We start from the raw sequence: 15,023 nt of genomic DNA on the forward strand, positions 1-15,023 counted from the left end.
ACATGGCCGTGATCGATGTCGTCAACCTGTCCAAGGCCTTCGGGCCCAAGGTCGTGCTGTCCAACGTGAACCTGCAGGTGGAGGAAGGCGAAAGCCTTGTGGTGCTGGGCGGCTCCGGCACGGGCAAGACCGTGCTGCTGCGCAACATCATGGGCCTGCTGACACCCGATTCCGGCCACGTGGCGGTGGAAGGCAAGATCATCGCCCAGCTGTCGCGCGAAGAACTCTTCGAGGTGCGCCAGAGCATCGGCATGTGCTTCCAGATGGCGGCCCTCTTCGACTCCATGACGGTCTTCGAGAACGTGGCTTTCGGCCTCCGCCGCCACCGTGAGATGGGCGAAGAGGAGATTCGCGCCCGGGTGGAGGAGTGCCTCTCCATGGTGGGCATGAAGGGCACGGATCAGCTGAAACCTGCTGAGCTGTCCGGTGGCATGAAGCGGCGCGTGGGGTTTGCCCGCGCCATCGCCCTCAAGCCCAAGATCCTGCTCTTCGACGAGCCCACGACAGGGCTCGATCCTGTGATGACGGACGTCATCGGCCGCATCATCCTCGACCTCAAGCACGAACTGGGTGTCACAAGCATCACCATCACGCACGACCTGAAGTCAGCCTTCGAGATCGCCGACCGCATCGCCCTGATCTTCCGGGGTGAATGCATTGCCTGCGAGACGCCGACCCAGTTCAAGGTCAACCCGCACCCGGTCATTCAACAGTTCCTGCGGGGGGATGCCGATGGCCCCTTCCTGCAGGATCCGCCCCCGCCCAAGCGCAAGAGCCAGGAGGCCCACGCATGAAGCTGGAAACCAAAGTTGGCCTCTTTTTCACCGGCGCCATTGCCCTCATGGCCGTGCTCATCTTCCGCACGGAAAAGCTCGAAATCGGAGGCAAGCGCAATCAGACGGAGCGCTACACCTATTTTGACCAGGTGGCTGGCCTGAACCTTCAGAGCAAGGTCCTCATCGCGGGCGTCAAGGTGGGTGAAGTGCGCACCATCACCCTGGAGAACGGGAAGGCCCGGCTGACCATTGGCCTATCCAATGAATACCCGATCTACGCGGATGCGGTGGTATCCCTGGGTTCCATCGGCATTCTGGGTGAGAAGTACGTGGATCTGGATCCCGGCCATAGCGCCAAGGGCCCCTTCCCCGAGGGCAGGCCACTGCCCAGCAAGGCCGGGGTGAGCATGGATAGCCTCATGGAGACCCTGGCCGATATTGGCAAGAATGTGAAGGGCGTGACCCAGGCGCTGAATGAATCCATTGGGGGCGAGCAGGGGCGGCAGAAGCTCGATGAGATCGTGGACAACATCCGCCTCCTGACTGGCGAGGTGCGGGCCATGGCGCAGGAGAACCACGGCGCCATCAACCACACCCTGGCCAACGTGGAAGCCATCACCGCTGAACTCAAGGACAAACTGCCGAAGCTGGCTCAACAGTATGAAAACGTGGGCAAGAACCTCAACGCCATGATCGAGGAGAACCGTCCCGAGATCAAAGGCGTGGTGGGTGATGTCCGCAAGCTGGCCCAAAGCTTTCAAGGTTCTGCGGACAACATCCGAACCCTCACGGACAGGCTGAACCGGGGTGAGGGCACCATCGGCAAGCTGCTGAACGATGACACCACCGTGAAGAAGATCAACGAGGCCGTGGACAACCTCAATGGGCTGCTCGGCGGCGTGAACAAGATGGACTTCCGCCTCGACATGAACGGCGCCCAGTGGGACAAGCGCAAGGACAGCCGGGTGGGCCTCGACATCGAGATCGCGCCACGCCCGGACTACTGGTACGCCCTCGGTCTGGGCTCCACGCCAGACGGCAAGATTGCTGAAAGCACCCGCACCGTCACCAAGCTGGATCCCATCACGGGTCAGCCGGTCACCGTGCTGGAGAGAAGCCAGTTCGTCACCAGCGACCGGGCTCTCACAGCCTCGGCCCAGTTTGCCAAGCGCATCGGCCCCGCCGTGTTCTCTGCGGGCATCGTGGAGGGCAAGGGCGGCGGCGGGCTGGAGTTCCGGACCCTCGACGGCGATAAGCTGCGCCTGGGCATTCTGGCCTACGACTTCACCAAGCGCGACGACAAGCCCAATCCCCGCTACCGCTTCACCACCAGCTACCAGTTCTGGAAGGGGGCCTACGTCCAGGCCGGCATCCAGGACATCGGCAACAAGGATCTCCGCACCGTCTTCTTCGGCGGCGGTCTGCGCTGGTGCGACGACGATCTCAAGAAGCTGGTCGGTCTCGCCGGGGCCGCCAAGTGAAGACCTTGCGCACCCTGCCGGCCCCCGGGCCGTTGCCGGAGGAATCGGGTTTCCTGTTCCTCCTGGTTCGCAGGGGTTTGCCCATCGGAATGGCGCTGGCCGCGTTCCTGGCTGCCGCCATGCACAGCGTGGGCCGGGGCTGGTGGATGCTGGCGGGGGTGGGCGCATTGGCGGCGGCCTGGCCCAGTTTCCTGAAGGGCGAAGCCTTTCTCCGCAACCGGGCCGCCATCCTGCGGCAGGATGGTCTCTGGGCCAATGCCATCCGGCCCCTGGCCAAGTGGCTGGGGTACGAGGACGCGTGGATCCTGTCCTTCTGCGGCCACAACAACCGGCGGACCCGCGAATCCTTCGGCACACGCCGTGCCCGCCGCGCCTTGATCCTGCTGCCCCACTGCATCCAGATGGCCCGCTGCAAGGCCGGCATCCTGGATGATCTGCAAGCCTGCTATGACTGCGGCCTGTGCCCAGTGGGTGACTACATGAACGCTGCCCTGCTGAACCGCTGGGAAGGCCGCATCACCAACCGGAGCCACAAGGCCTACCGCGAGGCGAGGGAGTACCGGCCCGATCTCATCGTCGCCGTCAGTTGCACGGACCGCCTGCTCAAGGGCCTCACCAAGCTGCCCGAGATTCCCTCCTATGTGATTCCCCTCGCCCTGCCCCACGGCATGTGCGTGGACACGGATTTCAGCGTGCCTCATCTGGTCGCGGCCATGGAATCGCTGGTGGAGCCCCGTCGCCCCTCGGGTGAGATTCAACCGCTCCGCAAGGAGGGCATTGCATGACGGGGGGAACCTTCCCCGTCCGGCGGTTTTTTGAGCGGCTGATTGGACCGCGGGCCATGCCCTACCTGCTGCACCTGCGGCCCCTGGAATGGCCCATCATGAGCGCCCACTTTCTGCTGGGCACCTTGCTGGCCGCAGGATGGGGCCTACGGGCCAAGCCCTCCTTTCTGGGTTGGCTGGTCTTCGTGGCCCTAATGAACGGCGGCACCCTCGCCATCAACAGCGCCTTCGACAAGGATGAGGGCGACATCGGCTACCTGAAGGCGCCGCCGAAGCCACCCGACCACCTGTTGGCCTTTTCACTGGTGCTGCTCGGTGCCAGTTCCTTGCTGGGCTTTCTTCTGCCCCGGCCCTTCACCTACATCAACCTGGCCTGCGTGGTCATGAGCCTGCTCTATTCGGTACCGCCGCCTCGTCTCAAGGCCCGGGCTGGATGGGATCTGATCATCAACTGCCTGGGTTTCGGCCTCCTGACGCCCCTGGCTGGCTGGGCCCTCACGGGCCTGCCCTTCAGCCGGGCCATTCTTCTGGCTGGCGTCGGCTTCGCGTTCCTGTTCGGCACCCTCTACCCCATGACCCAGATCTACCAGGTAGCGGAAGATTCGCGACGGGGCGACCGGACTCTGGTCATCCAGGTGGGTGTGGGGCGCAGCCTCTGGTTCGCCTTGGTCGTGGCCCTCGTGGCCCATGCCTGCTTCTTCGCAGCCCTGGTCTCTCAAGGGCGCCCTGTGCTTTTCCTCCTGCCATCCCTTCTGGCCTGGCTTGCAGTGCTGATCCCCTGGATTCGCCAGTGGCGAAACTGGACCGATCAGCGGCACGAAGCTGGCATGTACTGGGGGCTGGCTGCCTGGGCTGTGACGGATTTGAGCCTCCTCGCCTTGCTTTGGCCTTAAGTGGAAATCGCCTTTTTCCGATAGACTAGGAAGATGCAAGAACAATCGAATTCTTCAGGAGTGGGCATGGGATTCGGGAAGGGCGTGCGTTGGGCGGGTTCTTTGCTGGCCACAGGCTGCCTCTGTCTCAGCGCCGGGGCTCCTCACGCGCCTGCCCAGCTGGCCCTGAAATCGGCCTCAGCCCTGGTGCTGGATCAAAACACAGGCAAGCCGCTGGTGGAAAAGCAGGCCGGGGCCGTGGTACCCATTGCCTCTCTCACCAAACTTATGACAGCGATGGTGCTGCTGGATGCCCACCTGGATCCCAAGGAAAAACTCACCATCACCAAGGACGACTTGGATGTGCTCCGCCACAGCCGCTCCCGGCTGCCCGTGGGCACGCAACTCCCGCGGGAACAGGCTCTCCTGCTGGCACTGCTGGCCTCGGAAAACCGTGCGGCTCATGCCCTGGGGCGCACCTTCCCTGGCGGACTGCCGGCCTTTGTCCACGCCATGAATGCCAAGGCCGCCCAGTTGGGCTTGACGGGCACCCGCTTTGAGGACCCCACGGGCCTCTCCAGCGGTAACGTTGCCACAGCCTGGGATTTGGCCCGGATCCTTCAGACGGCCTACACCTATCCCGAAATCCGGGATTTCACCACCCGCCCCGAGGCGAACCTCCAGGCTGGGCGCCGCAGCATCGCCTTCCCCAACACCAATGCCCTGGTGCGCAACTCCCGTTGGAATATCGGCCTCTCCAAGACCGGCTACATCGAGGAGGCTGGCCGTTGTCTGGTGATGCAGGCCATGCTGGCCAACCGGCCCGTGCTGGTCATCCTGCTGGATTCCTGGGGCAAGTACAGCCGGCTGGGCGATGCCAACCGCATCAAGCAATGGCTGGAGGCCCGTCGCGGCTCCAAGGGCTGATCGGTGCTGACACCTGGCGTTGAACCCCCCTTCCCCTTGCGCTGGGGCTTCAGCACTCGCCTGGATCCTGAAGCATCCTTGCCCGCCCGGCGCCTGAACCAGGTGCATCGCTGCGGCGTGGTGGAAGCCTCCGATGCGGTTGTCGAAGGCGATGGCCTCTGGACCGCGACCCCCGGCCGCCGGATTGGCGTGCGGGTGGCCGATTGCGTGCCGGTGTTGTTGGCGGGCCCGCTGAAGGATGGAACGCCGTGGGTGGCGGCCCTGCATGCGGGTTGGCGCGGTGCCACGGGCCACGGAGATCCCACGCCCGGGGGCGGCATCCTGCGTCGCGGCGTGGCCCGGTACCGAGCCCTGGGTGGCGACCCGGCGCGTCTGGTGTGGGCTTTCGGCCCCGCCATTCTGGCCTGCCACCTGGAGGTGGGCGAGGAGGTCATCGACGCGGCCCGGCTCGACCCAGCTTGGCAGGAGGGCCTGCGCAGCGCAGGCCCTTCGGGCAAACCCCACCTGGACCTTCACGGTCTGTTGCGGGCCCAGGCCCTCGATCTGGGTTTGGCGGCGGAAAAGGAAGGCACCGTGGCCCTCTGCACCGTTTGCCGCCCCGACCTGCTCTACTCCTACCGCCGCGGGGAAACCACCAGCCGCCAGTGGGGCTGGATCGAGATCGGCTAACCTGGAGAGCCGCCGCCGTTGTCGGTTGCGGCCTGAATTGACCGAGGACTGCCCATGCTCAACATCACGGATATCCGCATCACCAAGGTGGAAGGCGACGACAAGCTGAAGGGCTTCGCGGCCCTGGTCATTGATGACTGCTTCCTGGTGGGCGACCTTCGCGTGGTGGAAGGCGAGGACGGCTACTTCGTGGCCATGCCCAGCCGCCGCAAGCGGGACGGCAGCTTCAAGGACATCGCCTATCCCCTGAACAACAACCTGCGCGAACAAATCGAAGAGAAAGTGTTGCTGGCCTATGAAGCGGCCACCGGGCACCGCGCCATCAGCCGCATCGAACGGGGCGAGGCCGCCCAGGTTCGGCCTGATCTGCTCAGTGTCGAAGAGTTCGGCTTCACCCCCAAACCCAATCCCTGAGCCCTGAGTCCCGAACCGCAGGCTTGGGCTATGGCTGAAGCCGCGCTATGCTTGTGTTTCCGTTTGGGGAGTAGCCAAGTGGTAAGGCAGCAGGTTTTGATCCTGCGTATCGAGGGTTCGAATCCTTCCTCCCCAACCAATCAGCCTTGAGCCAACGCGCTCTGAGCGTCGCCCCGGACAGCCGCCATCATGTTTCCTGTGCTGATGCTCTTTCTCCTGCCCTTCGGGGGCGGCATTCCTGGTGGCGTCCTCCTCGCCCAGGCGAAAGGCCTGCCCTGGCCCATCACGGCGGGGTTGTACCTGCTCTCGGATGTGATTCTGGCGCTGATCCTGGAGCCCATTCTCTGGCTGCTGGTCCGGCTGGGAGCGCGGATCCCGGCACTGGCCCAGGGCATGATCGTCATGCAGGCCGCCATGGCGCGCAGCCTGGCGCTGTTCAAGGGCACGGGCGCGGGCCCCATCACCTTCATCTTCGTTGCCTTCGGCCTGGATCCCATGTCGGGGCGGGCCGTGGCCCTGGCCGCAGGGCATGGCTTCGTGGCTGGATGGGCCTTCGCCATCGCTGGCGACATGCTCTATTACGGCGCCGTCACGCTCACAACGCTCAAGCTGAACACCCTCATCAAGGACCCAAGCACGACGATATCCATCGTCCTCCTGGCCATGTTCGCCATCCCCATGGTGATTGGCATTCTGCGGGCCCGAGGCAAAATGCCCGGACGAAAAGCCTGACCTCTTCCGCCTCAGGTCTATAACGGGAATTTGAGGGTCTTGTCACCGGTGAGGTCCACGGTCTGATGCTTGATGCCCTTGGGGCCGCGGACGGTGATGGAATGACGGCCCTGGGCGATCTGGACACTGCTGCCATCGCTTTCGATGCCCGTGTCCTGGTCATCCACGAAGACCTTGCCTGTGCCTGGGAACGTCTCCACCGTGAGCGTGGCCAGCCCCGGAAGGGTGAGCGCCAGCGTTTGGCCCGCGGCGATGGTGACGCTGCGGCGATCCCTGTAATGGTGCCGCACACTCGACAGCTCCAGTTGGTGCGGGCCCGGATCGAGGGGCAGTTTGGCGCCGGGGCTCAGCTCGCCGAGATCTTTGCCATCGGCCTTCACCTTCACACTGAACCCGCCGGATAGCTTGACCGCACCGGGGGCTTTGGGGTCCAGGGCCGGCTCCTGCAAGGTCTCGGCGGTGGCAGCTTCCTTCAACTCGAAGGCCCGTCCGCCGGGGGTCTCGCCAGGACCGAAATCCGCTGCAAAGCCCAGGCGCCCCTTGGTGATGGTCAGCCGGTGCGGCTGACCCTGGTTCCACTGGACCTTCAAAGGCGTTTGCCCCTCGATGGCCTTCTCATCGAGCACCACTGTGGCTTCGGCTGGCGTCGAGTTCACCAACTCTTCCGTCACAATCGGCAGGAGGGGGAATTCAGCTGGTGCCGTCTCTCCGGCCTTGAGGTCATAGGCCACGGGGCGATACCCCTTCAGTTCGAGTCGCAGCCGATCCCCGGGGACCAGGGGCTGGTTCACGGGTGTGCGGCCCACCGGCAGATCGTTCACGAAGACCTCGGCCCCCGAAGGCTGAGATTTGATCTGGAGTCGGGTGCCCTTGGGCCCGCGCAGGAACAGCCACCAGCCCATGGACAGGGCAGCGACGAGGCCCAGGGCGACCAGCCAGGTCCGGTTGGGTTTCTTGTCCTCGGACCGCCCCACCACCATGGTTTCGTCGAAGGAGGTGGAGGTGATCTCGGGAATGGTGGCATCCCGGCTCATGCCCATGAGGCCCAGCAACTCGCGCCGATCCTCCTTGCCCAGTTCCACCACGGCATCCAGAAGGTCGCGCACGAAAGCTGTGCAGGAAGGGTGGCGATCCGCGGGCTGCTTGGCGAGCACGCGGTCGAAGACCCGCCGCCAGCCCTCAGGAAGGAGGCCCACCACGGGCGGCTGCACCTCAATGGGGGGCTCGTTCACGATGCGGTAGAGGATGGTGTTGATGGACGTTCCGGGAAAGGGCGACTGCCCGCTCATGAGCTCGAAAACCAGCACACCGAAGCTGAAGATGTCCGAGCGGTTGTCGACGGAGCCATCCTTGATCTGTTCGGGGCTTGCGTAGCTGGGGGTTCCCAGGAAGGTGCCGGTCTGTGTGAGGCTGGCATCCTCCCGTTTGGCGATGCCGAAATCCATGAGCTTGGCCCGCCCATCCTCGGCCACCATGACGTTGCCAGGTTTCACGTCCCGGTGTACGACGCCCTTGGCATGGGCGTGATCCAGGGCTTCGGCCAGCCCCACGGCGATCCGGAACTTCTCCTTGAGGCTCAGGAGGGAATCGCCCTTGAGGATGCCGTCCAGGGGCCTGCCTGGAACGAACTCCATGGCCAGAAAGGGCCCCAGCCCCTCCACCTCTCCCACGTCGTAGATGGCCACGATACCCGGGTGGTTCAGCAGGCCAGATACTTCCGCTTCTCGCTGAAAACGAGCCAGATACTCATGCTTATCGGCTTCGGTGCGCACGTAGTCGAACCGCATGAGCTTGATGGCCACCTTGCGCTTGATCCGGGGATCCTCGGCCAGAACCACGCTGCCCATGGCCCCAGTTCCCAGCAGCCGGATGACCTGATACCGGCCAATCGCGCTGGGGAGGTTGAGGTTGTCGAGATCGCCCATGATTGCCATCCTACCGGACGCATCGGAGATGTGACGGTAGATTGTTAGGTTTTTCATGGAATTTCCAAGAACTGCTGACACAATAAAGCAGACCCGCCGACCCGGGCCATGGGGGGATTTGTTCCGTGATGGAAGTCGTCAAAACCGTCGTGCTTGGCACCTACTTCACCCTGCTCACCATCCTGAGCATCTACGGGGCGCACCGCCTCTGGATGCTGCTGCTCTACTATCGCCACAAGAAGGACGTGCCTCAGCCCGTGGGCGATGAGAACTACCTTCCGATGGTCACGGTGCAGCTGGCCGTGTTCAACGAGATGAACGTCATCGAGCGCCTCATGGACTACGTCGTGAAGATGGACTGGCCCAAGGAGAAGCTCGAGATCCAGGTGCTGGATGACTCCACGGACGACACCGTGAAGGTGGCGAGCGCCGTGGTGGACCGCTACAAGGCTTTGGGTTTCGACATCCACTACCTGCACCGGACGGATCGTACCGGCTTCAAGGCTGGCGCCCTCTCCGAAGGCCTCAAGGTCGCCAAGGGTGAACTGGTGGCCATGTTCGACGCCGACTTCCTGCCCACGGTCGACTTCCTCCGCAAGGCCGTGCCCCATTTCGCCAATGAGAAGGTCGCTTTCGTGCAGGGCTGCTGGGCCCACCTGAACCGCGAATTCTCCCTGCTGACCCAGGTCCAGGCCATCCTGCTCGACGGCCACTTCGTCTTCGAGCACACCGCCCGCCACCGCTCCAAGGCCTTCTTCAACTTCAGCGGCACTGCCGGCATGTGGCGCGTGTCCGCCATCGCCGATGCGGGTGGCTGGGAGCACGACACCATCACTGAGGATGCGGATCTGTCCTACCGCGCCCAGCTCAAGGGCTGGAAGGGCGTCTACCTGAAGGACCTCGTCGTTCCCGCCGAGCTGCCCGTGGAAGTCAACGCCTTCAAGAGCCAGCAGCACCGCTGGGCCAAGGGCAACGCCCAGGTCATCCGCAAGCTCATGAAGACCATCTGGAAGTCCAACGAGAGCCTGCACACCAAGCTGGAGTGCTGGTTCCACCTGACGGCCAACTGCAACTACATGCTGATGGTGGTGCTCTCCATCATCATGGTGCCCGCCATGATCTTCCGGGCCGGCACGCCCGTTCACATCCTGCTGCTGACCGATGGCCCCTTCTTCCTGCTGAACGCCGTGAGCGTGGGCCTCTATTTCGGCCTCTCCCAGAAGGAACTGACGGACAACACCGGTTGGGTGCGGCGCCTGAAGTACATCCCCGGCCTCATGGGCCTGGGCATTGGCCTCGCCCTGAACCAGGCCAAGGCCGTGCTGGAAGGTTTTTTTACCGATGACAAGGAATTCAAGCGCACGCCGAAGTATGGCGTGGATGCCGAGGGCAATTCCGTGACGAAGCGGGCCTACAAGGTGCCCAAGAGCCTCATGACCTTCCTGGAGCTGGGCTTCGCCATCTACTACTTCGGCGCGGTGCTGGTGGCCATCTACATCCGCAAGTGGGCCTCGGTGCCCTTCCTCTGGCTGTTCTTCAGCGGCTTCTCCTACATGAGCATCCTGTCCCTGGCCGACGTGAAGCTGTTCCGTCGACTGGCCATGGATGAGCCCGCCGACGACGCCCAGAACGCGGCGAATTTCGTCCAGTAACGTTTCCAGCCGATAAGGGCCCATGGCTCGTCCCACGGCCCGTCCCGGATCCACCCGTTCCCACGCTGTCGCTTTGCGGTACCGGCCGGAGGCTCCTTTCCAGGACGCCGCCCCGAGACTTGTTGCCAAGGGCCAGGGGCTTCTGGCCGAGCGCATCCTGGAGCTGGCCAAACAGCACGGGGTGTCCGTCTCTAAGGACCCTGACCTGCTGGCGGCCCTGGAACCCCTCGATCTGCACCGACTCATCCCACCGGACCTCTTCCAGGCCGTAGCCGTGCTGTTGGCGAACCTTTACAGGGCCAACAAAGAACTGACGCCACGATGATCGACCTCCACTGCCATACCCTCCACTCGGATGGAACGGATACGTCCGAAGGGCTGGCTCTGCTCGGAGACGAGGCACGGCTATCGGCCCTTTGCCTCACGGACCACGACACCCTCGCCGGCATACCTGGTTTCCTGGCCATGCAGCCCCGGGTGAAGGTGCGCCTGCTGGTGGGCACCGAGCTCAGCTGCCGGTTTCTGAATCAGTCATTGCACGTGCTCGGCCTGCTGGTCGATCCGGCCAATGCCCGGTTCCAAGCCCGCCTGGTGGAGCTTCGCGGGCGGCGGGATGACCGGAACCGGCGGATGATTCTGCGGCTGGCTGAGCTGGGTTGCCCTGTCACCTACGAGGATGTCCAGGCCCAGGCGGATTCCCCCCTGCTCTCCCGGGTGCACTTCGCCAAGGCCCTTGCGGCACGGGGCTTCGTGCGCCGTCCCCAGGAAGCCTTCACACGGCTCATCGGCGATGATTGCCCGGGGTTCGTCCCCCGGGAGGAACTGAGCCCTGCCGAAGCCTCCCTCTGGATCCGCGAGGCCGGAGGCGTGCCCGTGGTGGCTCATCCGGGCCGTTTCGCCGGCGGCGGTTTCCGCTGGGAACAGGCCATGGCCGAGCTGCAGCGCGAGGGGCTGGAGGGCCTCGAAGGCTACTACGGTGAATACCGTGCGGCCGAGCAGAAGTACTTTGTGACCTTGGCCGCGAAACTGGGCATGGTGGTCACCGGCGGCAGCGACTACCACGGGGGGAACAAACCGGGCCTTCGGCTCGGCCGTGGCAGGGGGGGGCTTCAGGTACCAGACGACCTGCTGGATCGTTTGGAAACGCAGCAAAGAATTGGCAGTTACAGGTAGGAAACGATAGTCTGGAAGGACCGAGGCGTTCATGTCCAACCGCATCCTCCTGGTGGAGGACGATCCCATCAATGTGAAATTCATCCAGACCGTGCTCGTCAAAAAAGGCGGGTACGAAGTGCTGGTCTCTGAAGAAGTGGATGAGATCCTTCGCCTCGCCCATGAGGCCGATCTGCTGGCCATCATCATGGATGTGAGCCTTTCCAGATCCAACTACGAAGGGCGTAAGGTCGATGGCATCTTCATCACCCAGCTCCTGAAGAAGGATGAAATCACGCGCCACATTCCGGTGCTGCTCGCCACGGCCCACGCCATGTTCGGCGACCGCGAAAAGTACCTGGAACTCACGGGCGCCGAAGGCTACATAGCCAAGCCGATCCACGACCCCGCCACCCTGATCGATGCGGTCAAGGCCGTCATCGCACCCTGACATGGCCCTGAAACCCGCCCCCCCGGCCGCTTTCCGGCTGTTGATCGAATACGATGGCAGCCGTTTCCAGGGCTGGCAGAAACAGGGCGCCAAGCAGTCCCGCGAAGGGGTGCGCACGGTCGCCGGCAGCCTTGAACATGTCATCCACGAAGCGGGTTTGCGCCTGGTCTACCTCGGCGGCGCGGGCAGAACCGATGCCGGCGTCCACGCCCTGGGCCAGGTGGCGCACCTGCATCTGGAGGCCAAGGGCGCGCCCAGGCCCGGCGAACTGCGGCGGATGCTCGACACCGCCCTGCCCCAGGACATCGCCATCCGGGATGTGCGCAGTTGCCCGCCCCGCTTCCACGCGCGGCATGATGCGGTGGACCGGATCTACCTCTATCAGATCAGCCGCCGCCGCAGCGCCTTCGCCAAGCCCTGGATCTGGTGGGTGAAGCGCAGCCTGGATCTCGACCGCCTGAACCAGGCCTGGTCTTCTTTCGCGGGTGACTGGGAACTGTCTTCCTTTGCCGACCTGGATACGGAAGAAGATGGCCGCTCCCGCATCCTCCGCTGTGAGCTGGTGGAGAGCGGTTCCCTCCTCCTGCTGCGAGTCCGCGCCACCCACTTCTTCCGGCGCCAGGTGCGGCGCATGGTGGGTGCGGCCGTGGCTTGCGCCCTCGGGGAGGAAGAACCCCGCCGCGTCATGGAAGATCTCCGCAATCCCACCGAAGCGGCCAACCTCTACTGGGGCGCCAAGGCCGCGCCAGCCTCGGGCCTCTTCCTCGAAGCGGTCCGGTACTCTGGCGACCCCGAACCCGGCCCGCCGAAATCCACCGTCATCGTTCCCTGAATCATCCTCTGAGGCCGCCCATGCTGACCCGCGACGAAGCCTGGCCGCTGCTCTGCGAATGGACGCCCTCCGACAAGCTGCGCATCCATGCGCGGGCCGTCGAGCTGGTCATGAGGGATCTGGCCGTGCACCTGGGCCAGGATGTGGAACGCTTCGGATTGGCGGGCCTGCTGCACGATGCGGACTACGATCGCTGGCCGGAGGAGCACCCCAAGCGCATCGTGGCCTGGCTGCGGGAGCGCGGCGAAGAGGAGCTGGCCCACGCCATCAGTGCCCACTACACCCGCTGGGGCGTCGATTATGACAGCCTGCTGGACAAGGCCCTGCTGGCTTCCGACGAAATCACCGGCTTCGTCATGGCCTGTGCCCTGGTACGTCCCACTCGCACCGAGGGGCTGGAGCCCAAGAGCGTGAAGAAGAAGCTGAAGGACAAGGCCTTCGCCGCGGGCGTGGACCGTCACGAAGTGGCCGAGGGCCTGCGGATGCTCGTGGAGGCGGCGGGTGGTACCGAAGAGGAACATCTGGCTCGCATCATCGCCACGCTGCATGCCCACCGGGAAGAGCTGGGACTGGCCTAAGGCCTTCGCTTCGCCTCAGCCTTTCAGCGGAAGGTAGATGGCAAAACGGGTGCCCAGCCCCGGTGTGCTCTGAACGGTAAGACCGCCGCCATGCTCCGCCACCACGCCGAACACCTCGGCCAGGCCCAGCCCCGCCGCGGCGTGCATGGGCTGGGTGGTGAAGAATGGATCAAAAAGGAGGGCCACCTGGTGCGGGGGGATGCCGATACCCGTATCGACCACCTCGATCACCGCGCGGGCGCCCTTCCCCACCGGCAGCGGACAGGCCTCCATGGGAATCCGGACCTGCTCCTGACGGGCGGTGATCCGGAGGTTGCCGCCCTGGGGCATGGCTGCCACTGCATTCATCGCCAGTTCGCGCACCACGGATTCCAAACGGGGCAGGTCCACCGGAACCAGCAGGGGATCGTTCCCGGTGGCTACCTGGAGGGAGATGTTTGAAGGCAGGGTGGGCACCAGGCGATCACCCATGCAGCGCACGGCTTCACCGAGCTCGCAATCTTGGAGGGAGAGGAAGGACCCGCCTCCATAGGACAGGAGCTGATGGGTGAGACGTCCGGCGCGGTCAGCAGCTTCAAGGATGACCTTGAAACCCTCCCGGAGTGAGGGATCAAGGCCCGTGGTGGCCGAGCCCATTTCGGCCCGGCCCACGACGGCTGTCAGCAGGTTGTTGTACCAGTGGGCCATGCCACCCGCCAGGCGCCGTACCGCAGCCACCTTTTCCTCCTGCCTTTGTTTATGGTGGAGAGCCTCCTCCCGGTGAAGCCGCGCGTTCTCCCTGGAGGTGAGGAAGAGCCGGGCCAGGATGAAAACCACCTGGAGAACCATGACCGGAACCAGCAGGCGAAGGTTCCAGCTGCCGGGGACAAAGGCTCCGTAGAGCAGCAGCAGGGCGATGCCCGCGGTGGCCATCAGCGGCAGCGGGTTGAAGGTGGAGAACCAGTCCGGCCCCGGGGCCTGGTCGTCTTCGCGAATGGGATCGAACCGGAAGGCTGCCGCGGTCCAGAGGGTGCATACCGAAGTCAATCCATTCAACAAATCCCCAAAGGGATATGCCGCCTTCGTTCCGCCTGATGATTCCAACTGGTACACCACCAGCGTGAAGAGGTTCAGGAACACCATGGTGACGAAGAGCCAGAAGGCGCGGCGGCTCGGGTGGGCGGCCCCCCGCAGCACCAGGACATTCAGTCCGATGAGCATGAGGGTCTGGGCCCCTCCATACGCCAGGTTGTAGGTCCGGGTGACCGGATCCGCCGCGGCCACCACCTGAGGCATGGTGATCACCAGGGCCAGGGCCACCGACAGGCCCATCACTGCGGCGGCCAGGTCGAAGAGAAACTCCCACCATGCGGACTGACGTGTCTTTCGAGTGGGCATCCAGAGAATGCCCGCCAGCCCCAGGAGGTAGGTGGAGAAGGCCACCAGGGCCGCCAGGGAGGCGGACGCCGGCCGGAGCCACCCGGCCTCGCTGGGAATGAGCCAAAGGGCATTGAAGGCGCTCAGGGCGAAGGCACAGCCGGTGATGCGCAAGGATCGTCGCAACCTCGGGTTGAGACCGAGGCGCTGGGCCGCCCAGAACACGAGCAGGCATTCGATGACGCTCTTGGCGCCCAGGTAGGCCAGGTAGAGCACCCCACTGTCTGCCGCGCGCCATCCCAAAGGGAGCCAGCCGGACAAACCCACTGCCAGATAGAAACCGGAAAGGAGCCAAAGCCAAAGCCGGATGGTTCGTCCTTCGCTGTGCTTCAGGGACTCCGTTCCCATGAGGCTGGGCTCC

16 protein-coding genes and 1 tRNA gene are annotated in these 15,023 nt (G+C 64.3%); 15 read left to right on the forward strand and 2 right to left on the reverse strand.

What is annotated here, in order from left to right; all coding sequences use genetic code 11:
• The first annotated feature begins 2 nt into the window (after window positions 1-2).
• From Q9293_RS09265 to Q9293_RS09305, 9 genes are all read left to right on the forward strand, one after another.
• Complete coding sequence (locus Q9293_RS09265) at window positions 3-794, forward strand: ABC transporter ATP-binding protein (RefSeq protein ID WP_306252317.1); 792 nt, start codon at window positions 3-5, stop codon at window positions 792-794.
• Window positions 791-2,257 carry an MlaD family protein gene (locus Q9293_RS09270; RefSeq protein ID WP_306252319.1) on the forward strand — a complete coding sequence of 489 codons (1,467 nt, stop codon included), beginning with the start codon at window positions 791-793 and terminating at the stop codon, window positions 2,255-2,257. The genes Q9293_RS09265 and Q9293_RS09270 overlap by 4 nt, the downstream gene beginning before the upstream one ends.
• Window positions 2,254-3,042 carry a DUF116 domain-containing protein gene (locus Q9293_RS09275; RefSeq protein WP_306252321.1) on the forward strand — a complete coding sequence of 263 codons (789 nt, stop codon included), beginning with the start codon at window positions 2,254-2,256 and terminating at the stop codon, window positions 3,040-3,042. Before Q9293_RS09270 ends, Q9293_RS09275 begins: the two co-directional genes overlap by 4 nt.
• Window positions 3,039-3,935 carry a prenyltransferase gene (locus Q9293_RS09280; protein ID WP_306252322.1) on the forward strand — a complete coding sequence of 299 codons (897 nt, stop codon included), beginning with the start codon at window positions 3,039-3,041 and terminating at the stop codon, window positions 3,933-3,935. The genes Q9293_RS09275 and Q9293_RS09280 overlap by 4 nt, the downstream gene beginning before the upstream one ends.
• Window positions 3,936-4,001: 66 nt before the next feature.
• Window positions 4,002-4,841 (forward strand): serine hydrolase, encoded by an 840-nt coding sequence (locus tag Q9293_RS09285; protein WP_306252324.1) that lies wholly within the window; start codon window positions 4,002-4,004, stop codon window positions 4,839-4,841.
• A gap of 78 nt (window positions 4,842-4,919) precedes the next feature.
• Complete coding sequence (locus Q9293_RS09290; protein ID WP_306252327.1) at window positions 4,920-5,510, forward strand: polyphenol oxidase family protein; 591 nt, start codon at window positions 4,920-4,922, stop codon at window positions 5,508-5,510.
• A gap of 54 nt (window positions 5,511-5,564) precedes the next feature.
• On the forward strand, window positions 5,565-5,924 hold the full coding sequence (locus Q9293_RS09295) for a SpoVG family protein (RefSeq protein WP_306252329.1): 360 nt from the start codon (window positions 5,565-5,567) through the stop codon (window positions 5,922-5,924).
• 64 nt (window positions 5,925-5,988) lie between these two features.
• Window positions 5,989-6,063 (forward strand) — tRNA-Gln (locus Q9293_RS09300).
• A 50-nt stretch (window positions 6,064-6,113) separates the two neighbouring features.
• Complete coding sequence (locus Q9293_RS09305) at window positions 6,114-6,656, forward strand: hypothetical protein (protein WP_306252331.1); 543 nt, start codon at window positions 6,114-6,116, stop codon at window positions 6,654-6,656.
• Window positions 6,657-6,673: 17 nt separating this feature from the next.
• Here the strand turns inward: Q9293_RS09305 and Q9293_RS09310 are convergent, their stop codons facing one another.
• Window positions 6,674-8,581, reverse strand: coding sequence for a serine/threonine-protein kinase (locus tag Q9293_RS09310; RefSeq protein ID WP_306252333.1), 1,908 nt, complete (start codon window positions 8,579-8,581; stop codon window positions 6,674-6,676).
• Window positions 8,582-8,709: 128 nt separating this feature from the next.
• Between Q9293_RS09310 and Q9293_RS09315 the strand changes: the two genes are divergently transcribed.
• From Q9293_RS09315 to Q9293_RS09340, 6 genes are read left to right on the forward strand one after another with little or no spacing between them, the layout of a single operon-like run.
• Window positions 8,710-10,233, forward strand: coding sequence for a cellulose synthase family protein (locus Q9293_RS09315; protein WP_306252335.1), 1,524 nt, complete (start codon window positions 8,710-8,712; stop codon window positions 10,231-10,233).
• Between the two features lie 22 nt (window positions 10,234-10,255).
• The gene (locus tag Q9293_RS09320) at window positions 10,256-10,558 is read left to right on the forward strand and encodes an EscU/YscU/HrcU family type III secretion system export apparatus switch protein (protein WP_306252337.1); all 303 of its coding nucleotides are present in this window, start codon (window positions 10,256-10,258) and stop codon (window positions 10,556-10,558) included.
• Entirely contained in the window at window positions 10,555-11,406 is an 852-nt protein-coding gene (locus Q9293_RS09325) for a PHP domain-containing protein (protein ID WP_306252339.1), read from the forward strand. The genes Q9293_RS09320 and Q9293_RS09325 overlap by 4 nt, the downstream gene beginning before the upstream one ends.
• 31 nt (window positions 11,407-11,437) lie before the next feature.
• Entirely contained in the window at window positions 11,438-11,836 is a 399-nt protein-coding gene (locus tag Q9293_RS09330; protein ID WP_306252341.1) for a response regulator, read from the forward strand.
• A gap of 1 nt (window position 11,837) precedes the next feature.
• A complete protein-coding gene (locus Q9293_RS09335) occupies window positions 11,838-12,668 on the forward strand; it encodes a tRNA pseudouridine(38-40) synthase TruA (RefSeq protein WP_306252343.1) in 831 nt (276 codons plus the stop codon).
• Between the two features lie 20 nt (window positions 12,669-12,688).
• Window positions 12,689-13,246, forward strand: coding sequence for an HD domain-containing protein (locus Q9293_RS09340; protein WP_306252345.1), 558 nt, complete (start codon window positions 12,689-12,691; stop codon window positions 13,244-13,246).
• Between the two features lie 15 nt (window positions 13,247-13,261).
• Here Q9293_RS09340 and Q9293_RS09345 read toward each other — a convergent pair whose 3' ends face one another.
• Window positions 13,262-15,010: a sensor histidine kinase gene (locus tag Q9293_RS09345; protein WP_306252347.1), complete on the reverse strand. Its 1,749-nt coding sequence runs from the start codon at window positions 15,008-15,010 to the stop codon at window positions 13,262-13,264.
• Between the last annotated feature and the right edge of the window lie 13 nt (window positions 15,011-15,023).

The sequence above is a fragment of the Geothrix sp. PMB-07 genome, assembly GCF_030758935.1.
In the GTDB taxonomy this organism is placed as follows: Bacteria; Acidobacteriota; Holophagae; order Holophagales; family Holophagaceae; genus Geothrix.

What these genes read in the sequence shown, in the direction of transcription:
- Q9293_RS09315 (WP_306252335.1), top strand. Translation starts at nt 8,710, where the DNA reads ATGGAAGTCGTCAAAACCGTCGTGCTTGGCACCTACTTCACCCTGCTC.
- Q9293_RS09310 (WP_306252333.1), bottom strand. Translation starts at nt 8,581, where the DNA reads ATGGGCGATCTCGACAACCTCAACCTCCCCAGCGCGATTGGCCGGTAT.
- Q9293_RS09280 (WP_306252322.1), top strand. Translation starts at nt 3,039, where the DNA reads ATGACGGGGGGAACCTTCCCCGTCCGGCGGTTTTTTGAGCGGCTGATT.
- Q9293_RS09320 (WP_306252337.1), top strand. Translation starts at nt 10,256, where the DNA reads ATGGCTCGTCCCACGGCCCGTCCCGGATCCACCCGTTCCCACGCTGTC.
- Q9293_RS09305 (WP_306252331.1), top strand. Translation starts at nt 6,114, where the DNA reads ATGTTTCCTGTGCTGATGCTCTTTCTCCTGCCCTTCGGGGGCGGCATT.
- Q9293_RS09270 (WP_306252319.1), top strand. Translation starts at nt 791, where the DNA reads ATGAAGCTGGAAACCAAAGTTGGCCTCTTTTTCACCGGCGCCATTGCC.
- Q9293_RS09340 (WP_306252345.1), top strand. Translation starts at nt 12,689, where the DNA reads ATGCTGACCCGCGACGAAGCCTGGCCGCTGCTCTGCGAATGGACGCCC.
- Q9293_RS09345 (WP_306252347.1), bottom strand. Translation starts at nt 15,010, where the DNA reads ATGGGAACGGAGTCCCTGAAGCACAGCGAAGGACGAACCATCCGGCTT.
- Q9293_RS09285 (WP_306252324.1), top strand. Translation starts at nt 4,002, where the DNA reads ATGGGATTCGGGAAGGGCGTGCGTTGGGCGGGTTCTTTGCTGGCCACA.
- Q9293_RS09335 (WP_306252343.1), top strand. Translation starts at nt 11,838, where the DNA reads ATGGCCCTGAAACCCGCCCCCCCGGCCGCTTTCCGGCTGTTGATCGAA.
- Q9293_RS09265 (WP_306252317.1), top strand. Translation starts at nt 3, where the DNA reads ATGGCCGTGATCGATGTCGTCAACCTGTCCAAGGCCTTCGGGCCCAAG.
- Q9293_RS09325 (WP_306252339.1), top strand. Translation starts at nt 10,555, where the DNA reads ATGATCGACCTCCACTGCCATACCCTCCACTCGGATGGAACGGATACG.
- Q9293_RS09330 (WP_306252341.1), top strand. Translation starts at nt 11,438, where the DNA reads ATGTCCAACCGCATCCTCCTGGTGGAGGACGATCCCATCAATGTGAAA.
- Q9293_RS09295 (WP_306252329.1), top strand. Translation starts at nt 5,565, where the DNA reads ATGCTCAACATCACGGATATCCGCATCACCAAGGTGGAAGGCGACGAC.